At 72.4% G+C, this 12,817-nt stretch carries 12 protein-coding genes; 9 read left to right on the forward strand and 3 right to left on the reverse strand.

All coding sequences use genetic code 11. The features are described from left to right. Positions 1 to 48: 48 nt before the first annotated feature. The 6 genes from OG917_RS27535 (at position 49) to OG917_RS27560 (ending at position 5,808) form a co-directional block, all read left to right on the forward strand. Positions 49 to 621 (forward strand): GlcG/HbpS family heme-binding protein, encoded by a 573-nt coding sequence (locus OG917_RS27535; protein WP_328320630.1) that lies wholly within the window; start codon positions 49 to 51, stop codon positions 619 to 621. A 128-nt stretch (positions 622 to 749) separates the two neighbouring features. Beyond that, on the forward strand, positions 750 to 1,346 hold the full coding sequence (locus tag OG917_RS27540; protein ID WP_328320632.1) for an ankyrin repeat domain-containing protein: 597 nt from the start codon (positions 750 to 752) through the stop codon (positions 1,344 to 1,346). 709 nt (positions 1,347 to 2,055) lie between these two features. Further along, complete coding sequence (locus OG917_RS27545) at positions 2,056 to 2,886, forward strand: class I SAM-dependent methyltransferase (RefSeq protein ID WP_328320634.1); 831 nt, start codon at positions 2,056 to 2,058, stop codon at positions 2,884 to 2,886. Continuing rightward, complete coding sequence (locus tag OG917_RS27550) at positions 2,873 to 3,577, forward strand: M24 family metallopeptidase (protein WP_328320636.1); 705 nt, start codon at positions 2,873 to 2,875, stop codon at positions 3,575 to 3,577. The genes OG917_RS27545 and OG917_RS27550 overlap by 14 nt, the downstream gene beginning before the upstream one ends. Before the next feature lie 237 nt (positions 3,578 to 3,814). Continuing rightward, complete coding sequence (locus tag OG917_RS27555; protein WP_328320638.1) at positions 3,815 to 4,672, forward strand: hypothetical protein; 858 nt, start codon at positions 3,815 to 3,817, stop codon at positions 4,670 to 4,672. A gap of 41 nt (positions 4,673 to 4,713) precedes the next feature. Beyond that, positions 4,714 to 5,808, forward strand: coding sequence for a winged helix DNA-binding domain-containing protein (locus OG917_RS27560; protein WP_328320640.1), 1,095 nt, complete (start codon positions 4,714 to 4,716; stop codon positions 5,806 to 5,808). A gap of 26 nt (positions 5,809 to 5,834) precedes the next feature. On the opposite strand, the gene OG917_RS27565 is transcribed toward OG917_RS27560, so the two are convergent. Both OG917_RS27565 and OG917_RS27570 read right to left on the reverse strand, forming a co-directional pair. Then, positions 5,835 to 6,689, reverse strand: coding sequence for a GNAT family N-acetyltransferase (locus OG917_RS27565; RefSeq protein ID WP_328320642.1), 855 nt, complete (start codon positions 6,687 to 6,689; stop codon positions 5,835 to 5,837). 114 nt (positions 6,690 to 6,803) lie between these two features. Further along, positions 6,804 to 7,631, reverse strand: coding sequence for a helix-turn-helix transcriptional regulator (locus OG917_RS27570; RefSeq protein ID WP_328320644.1), 828 nt, complete (start codon positions 7,629 to 7,631; stop codon positions 6,804 to 6,806). Between the two features lie 141 nt (positions 7,632 to 7,772). Between OG917_RS27570 and OG917_RS27575 the strand changes: the two genes are divergently transcribed. The 3 genes from OG917_RS27575 (at position 7,773) to OG917_RS27585 (ending at position 11,889) form a co-directional block, all read left to right on the forward strand. Continuing rightward, entirely contained in the window at positions 7,773 to 9,452 is a 1,680-nt protein-coding gene (locus tag OG917_RS27575) for an AMP-binding protein (protein ID WP_328320646.1), read from the forward strand. Continuing rightward, positions 9,449 to 11,044, forward strand: a complete 1,596-nt coding sequence (locus tag OG917_RS27580) for an AMP-binding protein (RefSeq protein WP_328320648.1) — start codon at positions 9,449 to 9,451, stop codon at positions 11,042 to 11,044. Before OG917_RS27575 ends, OG917_RS27580 begins: the two co-directional genes overlap by 4 nt. A gap of 77 nt (positions 11,045 to 11,121) precedes the next feature. Further along, a complete protein-coding gene (locus tag OG917_RS27585) occupies positions 11,122 to 11,889 on the forward strand; it encodes a polysaccharide deacetylase family protein (protein ID WP_328320650.1) in 768 nt (255 codons plus the stop codon). Between the two features lie 30 nt (positions 11,890 to 11,919). On the opposite strand, the gene OG917_RS27590 is transcribed toward OG917_RS27585, so the two are convergent. Next, positions 11,920 to 12,768: a hypothetical protein gene (locus tag OG917_RS27590; RefSeq protein WP_328320652.1), complete on the reverse strand. Its 849-nt coding sequence runs from the start codon at positions 12,766 to 12,768 to the stop codon at positions 11,920 to 11,922. Between the last annotated feature and the right edge of the window lie 49 nt (positions 12,769 to 12,817).

The following is a 12,817-nucleotide window of genomic DNA, read 5'->3' on the forward strand; positions in this document are numbered from 1 at the left end:
CCGCGTCCGCCGACCACCACCATCCCCGATCCCTCAGGAGCCGGACCCGTGAAGCACCTCAAGAACATCACCGGGCGCACCCGCCTCGCCGTCGCCGGCGCGGTCCTCGTGGCGACGGCCGCAGGGACCACGCTCGGCGCGGTCTCCGCCAGCGCGTCCTCCCCGGCGCCCGCCGCCTCCGGTACGGCCGCGCACAAGGACGTGCCCAGGGGCGACCTCACTGTCTCCACCCATCTGGGTGTCGACGGCGCGGCCAGGGCGGCGCAGGCCGCCCTCGACGCCGCCGAGAAGGAGAACCAGCACGTGTCGGTCGCCGTCGTCGACCGCGACGGCAACACGGTCGTCACCCTCCGCGGGGACGGCTCGGGCCCGCAGTCCTACGAGTCGGCCGCGAAGAAGGCGTACACGGCGGTGTCCTGGAGCGCCCCCACCTCGGAGCTGGTCAAGCGTCTGGAGCAGACTCCTCAGCTGAAGGACATCCCCGGCACGCTCTTCCTCGCGGGCGGGGTGCCCGTCACGGTGAAGGGCACCCCGGTCGCGGGCATCGGTGTGGCGGGTGCGCCCTCCGGTGACCTGGACGAGAAGTTCGCCCGGGCGGGCGCCGCGGCCCTCACCGAGTAGGCGGCGCCGCGCGGGGCGCGGAGGGACAGCAGCAGGATGAGCAGCACGCATACACACCGTCAGGGCCCCGGCCCGGACCGGAACGCCGGCCGGGGCACCCGGGCACGGGCGAGCACAGGAGGAACGGGATGAACGAGCAGGACCGGGCCGTACTGGACGCGGCCGGTACGGGGGACGCGACCGCGGTACGCGCCGCACTGGCCGCCGGCGCCGACCGCGAGGCCCGTGACGCGCACGGCCGTACCGCCCTCCTCCTCGCGTCCCTCGGCGACCACGCCGGGGCCGCCCGGGTCCTGGTGGCCGAGGGGGCCGACCCCGACGCGCAGGACCACCGCGACGACAGTCCCTGGCTGGCCACCGGGGTCACCGGAAGCGTGGAGATGATGCGGGTCCTGCTGGCGGCCGGCCCCGATCTGGAGCTCCGCAACCGCTTCGGCGGGATCGCACTGATCCCGGCGTGCGAGCGCGGCCATGTCGACTACGTACGCGCCCTCCTGAGGGAGACGGACATCGACGTGGACCACGTCAACGACCTCGGCTGGACCGCCCTGCTGGAGGCCGTCATCCTCGGGGACGGCGGGCGGGCGCACCAGGAGATCGTCGGGCTGCTCATCACGGCAGGTGCCACGCCCGGTCTGCCGGACGGCGAAGGGGTGACCGCGCTGCACCACGCGGAGCAGCGCGGATTCACCCGGATCGCGGACCTGTTGCGGGCCGCCGGGTGAGGCTCCGGCCGTGCCCGCAGCGATGGGGGTGACACCGCACCGGCCCTGAGGCGGAGTCAGCCACCCCCGGGTCCGGGCCCCGGACCCGGCGACGGTGAGCGTCCCGGGCGGCCCGGTCCATGGTGCCGGGCGGCCCGGGCACCGGGGCCACCGCTCGGACACCCGGGGGACACCCATGCGCGGAACGAGCGCGAGGCGCCGGACCCGCAGCGCCGGCGTCACCGCCGCAGCCGCGCCGGAGCGCGGTCCGGCACCCAGGAGCCCCCGGCAGGCAGAATCGGAATCGGTCGCATGCGGCAGAAGGGCGTTCGGCCGGGTGCCGGGCCCGCAGGCTTCCCCTGGAGGTGTCCACAGGTCACATCTGCCAGGCATTTGGTGGATGGGACGAGCATTCACCAGCTGATTTACGTCATGGGTGCGGCAGATGCAGTATGGGGTGGCGGATCCCCGGCAGATGCGGAGGCAGAGACGGTGGCTGGAGTCGCGGAGGGTTCCAGGACGCGGGAAGCCCCGTGTCCGTCCGGTCCGCCCGCCGGGCGGACACGGGGCAGGGATCCGTGGCCCGTGTCCGCTGGCGCGGCGGCCGACCGCCGCGTCCGTCCGGTGCCGTGCCGTGCCGAAACCCCGCACGCCCGGCCCACCGCGCTCCACCGGGCGCCCCGGCCCGCACTTCTCTGATTCCTGCTCACGAGGCGAGGTTTGGATCTTCATGGATGTCCACAGCTCCGACGGCAGCGCCGGTGACGTCGACTACGGCAGCATCGGCAACGGCTACGCGCACTACCGGCGGCCCGATCCCCGGATCGCCCAGGTCATCGCCGAGGCGCTGGGTGGTGCCAGGAAGGTCGTCAACGTGGGCGCGGGAGCGGGCTCGTACGAGACCGCGGCGCAGGCCGTCACGGCGGTGGAACCGTCCGAGTCGATGCGCGCCCAGCGCTCGACAGGTCTGCCGAGGGCGGTGGACGCGGTCGCGGAGAGCCTGCCGTTCGCGGACGACGAGTTCGACGGGGCGATGACCCTCTTCAGCGTGCACCAGTGGTCCGACGTCGAGGAGGGGCTGCGGGAGATGCGCCGGGTGACCCGCGGCCCGGTGGCCGTGCTGACCTGCGATCCGGAACGGGTGAGGGACTTCTGGCTGTACGAGTACGCACCCGAGGTCCTCGACACCGAGGCCCGGCGCTACCCGGCGATCGAGATGATGGCCGAGGCGCTCGGCGGCACCGTCGGCGTGCAGGCCGTACCGATCCCGCTGGACTGCACGGACGGGTTCAACGAGGCGTACTACGGGCGCCCCGAAATGCTGCTCGACCCCGCGGCCCGGCAGGCGTGCTCGGCATGGAGCTTCGTGGACGACGGGGTGCGGGAGCGGTTCACCGACCGGCTGCGCGCGGATCTGGACTCCGGAGCGTGGGACGCGCGCTTCGGCCGGCTGCGGAGCCGCCCGTACTACGAGGGGTCGCTCGTCATCGTGCGCGCGACCCCGCCGGAACCACGGGAAGCATCCCGGGAAGCAGAGGAACAGCACCATGGCGGTACCTGACCGGATGGACGAGCAACTGCGCGCCCTCGGGCTGGTGGAGGCCCAGCGCAAGGCGGTGGCCCTCTTCGCGGAGGTCGCAGCGCGGGGCCTGGTGGCGCCGGGCGCCGGTGAGCGGGAGGTCAGCGACCGGATCCGGGACCTCGCGAACGAGATGTTCGGGACGACGAAGCACTGGCACAAGCGGATCGTCCGCTCCGGCCCGCACACGATGTTCCCCTACCAGGAGAACCCCCCGGACCGGGTGATCCGGGACGACGACATCGCGTTCGTCGATTTCGGGCCGATCTTCGAGGAGTACGAGGCGGACTTCGGGCGCACCTTCGTCTTCGGCGACGACCGGGGCAAGCTCCGGCTGCGGGACGACCTGGCGGAGGTGTTCGCGGCCGGGCGGGAGGCGTTCCGGGCCGACCCCGGCATCACCGGGAAGCAACTGCACACGGAGATCGGGCGCTTGGCCGCCGAAGCGGGCTGGACGCTGGGCGGCTGGCACGCGGGCCATCTCGTCGGCGAGTTCCCGCACGAGCTGATCGACGGGGCCAGGACGGAGTCGTACATCACCCCCGACAACGACACCCCGCTCCTGCGCACCGACCGGGCCGGGTGGCGCTGCCACTGGATCCTGGAGATTCACCTGGTCGACGAGGAGAACCACTTCGGCGGTTTCTACGAGCAACTCCTCGACCTCGCCTGACCCGGACGCCGCCCGGCCCCGCCAGGGGTGCGGGGCGGCGCACCGCAGCACCGCCCGCCTCATGCGCCCCTCCCGACCGCCCGGGCCCGAACATCCGGCCGGAGCCTCGCCGGGCCCGGCCGGGGCAGTCGGGCGGCGGCCATCCGGCGGACACCGGGCGCCCGTGCGGAGGGCGTTGGTGCCCGACAGCGCCCGACACCCCGGTGAGCCGTGAATCATGTGCTTAACGTGCCGGGCATGAGTCCCACCAGCCTTCTCTCCGTGACCGCCTGCGCCATGTGCCCGGCCGCAGCCCCCACCGAGCGCGACAGGGCCCTGGCCTCCGAAGGGGCCCCCGCAGGGCACGGCTACCACGTCGCGCTGCACACCCCCGACGTGCTCACCGCACCCGTGGGCTACCACCCGACGGCGCTGCTCGCAGAGGCCGGGAGCGGCGCGGACGCCTGGTACCCGGCCGGTGGCCGGCCTCCGGGCGCGAACGGAGAACCGGCGCCCGGCCGGGCGGTGTTCTGGCCCGCGAGCATCAGGCGGCCGGTGCCCGCGGGGCACGGCCTCATCCCCGGTTCGCGGTCGCACGCCACGTCGTACGACGGTCGCCCCGGCAACTCGCAGCCTTTGAAGCGTCCGCCCGCGGGCCACCACCCGGCCGCCGTCAACAACGCGTTCACCTGGCACGCACCCGAGCACGTCAGCATCTCGGGTGAACGGTGCTCGTACCGGCCGTGGCAGCCGGAGCCGGTGAGCGGGCCCGCGCCGGCCGGGGGAGAGGCCCTGGAAGCAGCGGCCTCCGTCTCCCGTGCGCACCTCAGGGGTGTCTACGCGTCCGTCGTCGGGAGCCCGGTCGTCGTCAGGCAGTTCACGGCCGGGCCGCCGCCCCGGAGCCAGGCACCGGTGACCCGCGCGGAAGAGGACCACCGGCCGTCCGCCTCCCTCCCCGCCCCGGCCGCACCAGAGTCCCGCCGCGGACTCGCCGCGGCCCCCGCGGCCGTCCGGTACGCGGCAGGGTGCGCGCTGCTGCTGGTCGTCACCGGGGTGGTGGTCCGCCGGCGGGCAGCGCTGACCCGCTCCAGCGGGAGCCCCCGCGGAGACCGGTGAGAGCCGTCCGGGCGGTGCCCGTCCGCCCTTAGCATGCCCGCATGGCCCTGATCAGCACCCGCGCACTCAACCGCGCCACCCTGGAACGCCAGTTCCTGCTCCGCCGCGCCGAGCTGCCCGCCGGGGAAGCCGTCACGCGGCTGCTGGGCCTGCAGGCGCAGAACACCAGGCCACCGTATTTCCAGCTCTGGTCCCGGCTCGCGGACTTCGACCCGCACGAGTTGTCGGGGCTGCTGGAGTCCCGTGCGGCCGTACGGATGGTGACCATGCGCTCCACCCTGCATCTCCACACCGCCGACGACGCCCTGACGCTGCGTCCGCTCGTCCAGGCCGCGCGGGAGCGTGAGCTGAAGGGATTCCGCGCCGGGCTGGCCGGGGTCGACATCGACCGGCTGACGGAGCTCGCGCGCGAGCTCGTGGAGGAGCGTCCCCGGACCATGAAAGAGCTCAGGGAGCACCTGCTCACGGAGTGGCCGGACGCCGACCCGCCCGCCCTCTCCGTCGCCGCCCGCTGCCGCCTGCCGCTGGTGCAGGTCACGCCGCGCGGGCTGTGGGGGCACAGCGGGCAGGTCGTGCTCACCACGGCCGAGCAGTGGCTCGGCCGTGCCTCCGCACCCGCACCGGCTCCCGACGGGACCGTGCTGCGCTACCTCGGTGCTTTCGGGCCCGCCTCGGTCAAGGACATGCAGAGGTGGGCGGGGCTGACCCGGCTGTCGGGTGCGTTCGAGCGGCTGCGACCGCAGCTGATCACCTTCCGAGGCCCCGGCGGTGACGAACTGTTCGATCTGCCCGGCGCGCCCCGGCCGGACGAGGACACTCCCGCCCCGCCGCGTTTCCTGCCCGAGTTCGACAATCTGCTGCTGGCGCACGCGGACCGTACGCGGGTCGTCCCCGCCGAGTACCGGGGCCGGAACGGCGTGGGCAACCAGGTCTTCGGAAGCTTCCTGCTGGACGGGTTCCTCGCCGGAATCTGGCGGCTGAAGGAGCACGGGACCACGGCCACGCTGCGCATCGAGCCGTTCGCCCGGCTCGCCCGAGCCGACCGGGCGGCCCTCGCGGACGAGGGCGAGCGGCTGCTGGCCGGCATGACACGGGCCGGCGTCCACGACATCGGGTTCGGCGCCCTGGACGCCTGAACCGGGGGCGGGCTCCCGGGCGGGCGCTATCCGAGTTCGAGTGTCGTGACGCCGTAGATGCACTTGCCGGCGATCGGGCGGACCGGGCCCGTGTACATCCGGGCCGTCTCGAAGGAGGGAGTGAGCCCCAGGGACCTGACCAGCGCGACGGCGGCCGGGTTGGACTCGGGGACGTCCACGGCGACCTGCGCCGTGCCGGCCTCCTCGGCCAGTGCTCCGTACAGCGCCTCGGCGTCGGCGGGCGTATTGGCGAAGAGCGGACCGATCCGCAGGATCCCGCCGGCCGCGGGACGGATCACCGCGTACCCCGCCAGCCGCCCTGCGTCGAGACGTACGAACGCGCGGTGGCCGTCCGTGGTCAGCCACTGGTCCAGGAAGCGGGGGCGGTCGGCCGGGTAGCACGCGCTGTCGTACGCCGCGATCGGCTCGTGGTCCACGGGCCGGATCCCCCGCACCCCCGTCGTCGTGCGGGGCGGCAGCACTCCGGTGTGGCGGAACGTGGTGTGGGAGAGCACGAACCCGGACTTGCGGTAGTTGCCCTGCTGGGCGACGACCCCGTCGAGACCGATGGTCCGGTCTCCCGCATGGGCCCGCGCCGCCTCCCAGGTCGCCAGCCCGTGACCGCGCCCGCGCAGGTCCGGACGGACCAGATAGCAGCCGAGGAACGCGTAGTGATCGCCGTAGTTGACGACCGAGACCGCGGAGACCGGCTCCCCGTCCAGGCGGCCGAGGAAGAATCCGCCGGGGTCCTGGGCGAAGAAGCTCCGGGCGTCGCTGAGCCCCGGATTCCATCCCTCGTCGTGCGCCCACCCGCTGATGACGGGCCAGTCCTCCACGGCCGCCGGTCCGACGACGAGCTGCCCGGCGGATGAGTACGTCATGCATGCTCCGTAAGTCATATGGACAAGCCGTGAGTTGGGTACGAGCCAGGGGCCCGCACCTCCGCGACGGCATATCCTCCCGGGGGGCGTTCTCCGATGGCTTCGGCCGGGATGTTACGGCAGCAGACCCGCCCGGCGGGCCGCCACGACCGCCTCCAGCCGGGTGTGTGCGCCCAGTTTGCGCATCGCGGACCGCAGATAGCCCTTCACGGTCTCCGTCTTAAGACCGAGCCGTGCACCGGCCGACGCGTTCGTCGCGCCGGTCGCCACCCAGGCCAGTACGTCCACCTCGCGCGGTGCCAGCGCCACGGGCCCGCCGTGTCCGGGGGAGGCGACACCGGCGGCCAGCCGGGTGCAGACGGCGAGGAGCGCACCGCTCAGTTCCGGGTCTGCGATGCGCGTTGCCAGCGCGCGCAGTTCACCGTGCGCCTCACGCACCTGCTCCCACGCCCCCGGTTCGATCGCCGGCTCACGTGCCGCGGCCAGCTGCCGCTGCACCTCGTCCCGCACCACGAGCGCCTGTTCCACGTCGCGGGCCGCCTCGACCGCCGCGTTGTACGTACGGTCGCCGAAGGACAGCCGTTCACGGACCGCCCCGTACAGCACACCGCGCACCTTCCGGCGCACCACCACGGGCACGGCCAGCACCGCGTGCAGCCCTTCCGCGCCCACGGCCGTGTCGTACTCATGGCTGATGTGCAGCGAGGCACGGTAGTCCGTCACCGCACACGGCCGGGACAGCGCGATCGACTTGCCGCCGAGCCCGTTGCCCGCCGACACCGCGAGGCCGCGCAGCGCCGGTGTCGCGGTACCGCTCAGCTCGGCGATCCGCAGCTGCCCGGTCCCCGTCAGCAGCCCGCCGAACGCCACCGGCAGTCCGGTGGCGCGGCGCATCCGCAGCAGCGCCGTCCGCATGTCCACTGCCTCGAACGGCTCCGGCACGCGGCCGCTCCTCTCCGCCGGGGGCAGAGCCGCCCGTGCTCCTCGGGCGGGACACACCGGCATTGCCCCCGTTCGGGGGTGGTGGGACCCGCGGCACTGATTACACGATGCTGAGCAGCAGTCCCGCAACGAGGAGGACACATGACGTCGAACAACGCGACGGAGGAGTTCCGGGCCGCACGGGACTTCCTGCTCCGTCACCGTGAGGAGTACCGCACGGCCTACGAGGGCTTCAGCTGGCCGCGCCCCGAACACTTCAACTGGGCGCTCGACTGGTTCGACACCATCGCGCGGGGCAACGAGAGCACAGCGCTGCACATCGTCGAGGAGGACGGTGGCGAGACCACGGTGTCGTTCGCCGAGATGGCTCAGCGGTCCGACCGTGCGGCCAACTGGCTCCGGGCGCAGGGCGTCGGGGCAGGTGACCGCATCCTGGTCGTGCTCGGCAACCAGCAGGAACTCTGGGAGACGGCGCTCGCCGCGATGAAGCTGCGCGCCGTCGTCATCCCGGCAACTCCGCTGCTGGGGCCGGCCGATCTGCGCGACCGGGTCGACCGCGGCGGCGTCGGGCACGTGCTCGTACGGACCGAGGACACCGCCAAGTTCACGGAGGTGCCGGGCGATTACACCCGGATCGCGGTCGGCGCGGACACCCCGGAGGGCTGGCTGTCCTACGGGGACGCCGCGGGTGCGTCCGCCGACTTCGCGCCCGACGGGGTCACCGGCGCTGACGATCCGCTCATGCTGTACTTCACCTCGGGGACGACGGCCCGGCCCAAGCTGGTGGAGCAGACCCACACCTCGTACCCGGTCGGCCATCTGGCGACGATGTACTGGATCGGTCTGCGCCCCGGCGACGTCCATCTCAACATCTCCTCACCCGGATGGGCCAAACACGCCTGGTCGAACCTCTTCGCCCCCTGGAACGCCGAGGCGACCGTCTTCATCCACAACTACACGCGCTTCGACCCGGCCCGGCTGATGGACGAGATGGACCGGGCAGGAGTCACGTCCTTCTGCGCACCGCCGACCGTCTGGCGGATGCTGATCCAGGCGGACCTCACCCGGCTGCGGACACCACCGCGTGAGGTCGTGGCAGCCGGTGAGCCCTTGAACCCCGAGGTCATCGAGACCGTACGGCGGGCCTGGGGGACCACCATCCGCGACGGCTTCGGGCAGACGGAGACCGCAGTCCAGGTGGCCAACAGCCCGGGCCAGCTCCTCAAGGCCGGATCCATGGGCCGCCCGACGCCCGGCTACCGCGTCGAACTGCTCGACCCCGTCACGGGTGAGCCGGGCGTGAGCGAGGGCGAGATCTGTCTGGACCTCTCCGCCCGGCCCGTCGGCCTGATGACCGGGTACCACGGCGACCCGGAACGCACGGCGGAGGCGATGGCGGGGGGCTTCTACCGCACCGGCGACATCGGCTCGCGGGACGCGGACGGCTACATCACCTACATCGGCCGCTCCGACGACGTATTCAAGGCGTCCGACTACAAGATCTCCCCGTTCGAGCTGGAGAGTGCGCTCCTGGAGCACGAGGCGGTGGCGGAGGCCGCGGTGGTGCCCGCTCCGGACGCGCTGCGGCTCGCCGTCCCCAAGGCCTATGTGGTCCTCGCGGAGGGGTGGGAGCCCGGCCCCGATGTGGCGAAGGTGCTCTTCGCGCACTCGCGGGCGGTGCTCGCCCCGTACAAACGGATCCGCCGGATCGAGTTCGCCGAGCTGCCCAAGACGGTCTCAGGGAAGATCCGCAGGATCGAACTGCGCAGGGCGACCGCCGAGGGCTCCACCGCCGAATACGCCGAGGGAGAGCTGCGATGACCCTCTCCTACACACACGGCACCGGTACGAAGGAACTCCTGGGCGACACGATCGGCGCGAGTCTGGACCGCGCGGTCGCGGCCTTCCCGGACCGCGAGGCACTCGTCGATGTGCCGTCCGGCAGGCGCTGGACGTACGCGCAGTTCGGTGCGGCGGTGGACGGCCTGGCCCGCGGCCTCCTCGCGCGCGGGACCGGCAAGGGCGACCGGGTCGGGATCTGGGCGGTCAACTGCCCGGAGTGGGTGCTCGTCCAGTACGCGACCGCCCGGATCGGCGCGATCATGGTCAACATCAACCCGGCCTACCGCGCCCACGAGTTGGAGTTCGTGCTGCGCCAGGCAGGCGTCCGTCTCCTGGTCGCGTCGACGGAGCACAAGGGCAGCGACTACCGGGCCCTGGTCGGCGAGGTGCGCTCCGCCTGCCCGCAGCTGCGGTCCGTCCACTTCATCGGTGACCCCACCTGGGACGAACTGACCTCCGCCGGGGGCCACATGGCGCTCGACACGGTGCTCTCCTGCGACGACCCGATCAATATCCAGTACACATCGGGCACCACCGGCTTCCCGAAGGGCGCCACCCTCTCCCACCACAACATCCTCAACAACGGCTTCTCCGTCGGGGAGCTCGTGGGGTACACGGAGCAGGACCGGATCTGCCTGCCCGTCCCCTTCTACCACTGCTTCGGCATGGTGATGGGCAACCTGGCGGCCACCTCGCACGGCGCGTGCATCGTCATCCCGGCGCCCTCCTTCGACCCCGGGGCGACCCTCCGCGCCGTCCAGCAGGAACGCTGCACCTCGCTCTACGGCGTGCCCACGATGTTCATCGCGGAGCTGAACCACCCCGATTTCCGGGCATACGACCTGAGTTCGCTGCGCACCGGGATCATGGCGGGCTCTCCCTGCCCGGCCGAGGTGATGAAGCGGGTCGTCGCCGAGATGCACATGGCCGAGGTGTCGATCTGTTACGGGATGACCGAGACCTCGCCGGTGTCCACGCAGACCCGCCGCGACGACGATCTGGAGCGCCGTACCGGAACGGCGGGGCGGGTCCTGCCGCATCTGGAGGTGAAGGTCGTCGACCCGGCGACCGGGGCCACGGTGGAGCGCGGTGAGCCGGGCGAACTGTGCACCCGGGGCTACAGCGTGATGCTCGGCTACTGGGAGGAGCCGCAGAAGACCGCCGAGGTGATCGACGCCGGCCGGTGGATGCACACCGGGGACCAGGCCGTCATCCGCGAGGACGGGTACGTCCAGATCGTCGGCCGGATCAAGGACATGATCATCCGGGGTGGGGAGAACGTCTATCCGCGCGAGATCGAGGAGTTCCTGCACGGGCATCCCCAGGTCGCCGACGTGCAGGTGATCGGGGTGCCGGACGAGCGCTACGGCGAAGAGATCCTGGCCTGTGTCATCCCGCGGGATCCGGGCGACCCGCCGACGCTGGAAGGCCTCCGGGAGTTCTGCCGGGACCGGCTGGCCCACTACAAGGTCCCACGCGGGCTGCGGATCCTGGACACCTTCCCCATGACGGTGAGCGGCAAGGTCAGAAAGGTGGAACTGCGCAACCTGTACGGCGCGGTGGACGTCTAGCCGGGCGGGCCACGGGGTGCCCGGTACCGGGCACCCGCTATACACTCGGTTTATACATACTGTGTATAGTCCTGGGCATGTCATCGCTGAAGAAGAAGGCAGGACGGCTCGGGGCCGCCGCTGCCGTGGCCGCGCTCATATCCCTGGCGCTGAGCGGCTGCTCCATGGACACCACATCGCCGTCCGACGCGCGTGACCACGCGGACAAGAAGGACGCGGCGCCGCTGGGGCCTGCAGACTGCCGCAAGGTGAAGTGCATCGCGCTGACCTTCGACGCCGGGCCGGGACCGAACACCGCGCACCTCCTCGACGTCCTGAAGGAGAAGAAGGTCCATGCGACCTTCTTCCTTCTCGGCCGGGACCATGTGATGAAGTACCCCGGACTGGTCAAGCGCGAAGCGGCCGAGGGGCATGAGGTGGGCAACCACACCTGGACCCACAAGATCCTCACCAAGCAGAAGGCCGGAGTCGTCCGCGCGGAGATCGACAGGACCGAGGTCGCGGTGGAGAAGCTCACCGGCAAGCGCCCCCGCGTGATGCGCCCGCCGCAGGGCCGTACCAACGACGACGTCTCCAGGATCTGCAAGGAGCTCGGCGTCTCGCAGGTGCTGTGGAGCACCACGGCCAAGGACTACTCCACGAACGACACCGCGCTCATCGAGAAGCGGACGCTCAAGCAGGCCGAGCCCGACGGCATCATCCTGCTGCACGACATCTACAAGGGCACGGTGCCCGCGGTCTCCGGCATCATCGACACGCTGCAGAAGCGCGGCTATCACTTCGTGACCGTGCCGCAGCTGATCGCCCCCGCGAAGCTGAAGCCGGGCGAGATCTACCGCCCGTAGCGCGTCCTCTGCGGCCGGGGCGGCCGTCGCTCAGCTCGCTGCGGCGCCCGTACTGACCAGCTCGTCGGCCGGTCCGTTGACCGGTTGCGGGGTGCCGGTGAGATCGAGCGCGAAGAGCGGAACGCCGAGTTCGCCGGCCCGGCTGTGCGCGTCGTCCGCGTACCCGGACAGCGAGAAGAAGACGCACGCCGCGGCCGACGTCATCCCGTGCAGCCACAGGCACTCGATGTCCCGCAGGGCGGCCGGCCGGGTCGTGGTCTCGACGGTGGCGATCAGGCCCGGCCCGTGCAGATCGATCCCGGAGGCGGGGCGCCGCCCCGGCTGCACGACCTCGCGGAAGCCCAGCCACTCCAGATAGCGGGCTGCCGCCGACACCACGTCGGCCGAGGTGCGGATCATCACGGGCCGGAAGGCCGGCCTGGGGGTCGCGGCCGTGCGCGGCAGCGGGATGTGGGCCGGGGGCCGCGCCCCGGCGGAGGCGCCCGCGCCCGGATCCGCGCCCGCGCCGTCCGGGGCGGAGGGATCCGCCGGGTCGGGGGCCGCTGCGTCCGGCGAAGACGTTTCCGGGGGTGCTGCGGCCGGGCGCACCGCGAGCCGCAGGACCGTCCCGCAGGAGCAGCCGAGCTCGGGCTGCGGCCATTCGTCCTGCCGTCCGCACAGGGCGCAGCGGACCGCGACCCACTCGTCCGACCAGCTCCGGCGGGTGATGGGCACCGGCGGGGCGCCCGTCAGCAGTGGCGGGGCGAGCGGAGCGCCGCAGGCGCAGGGCAGGACCGTCGCCAGATAGGCATGTTCCTTGCGGCAGACCGGGCAGCACACCACCGCGCTCGTCGCCCACTCGTCCGCGCTTCCCGCACCCTTTCCCGCTCCCTCTCCCATGGAGACATCGTCCATCAACCGGCCCGGCCGGGGGGCGCACTTCGCACAG

The sequence above is a fragment of the Streptomyces sp. NBC_00388 genome (assembly GCF_036061255.1).
GTDB lineage: Bacteria > Actinomycetota > Actinomycetes > Streptomycetales > Streptomycetaceae > Streptomyces.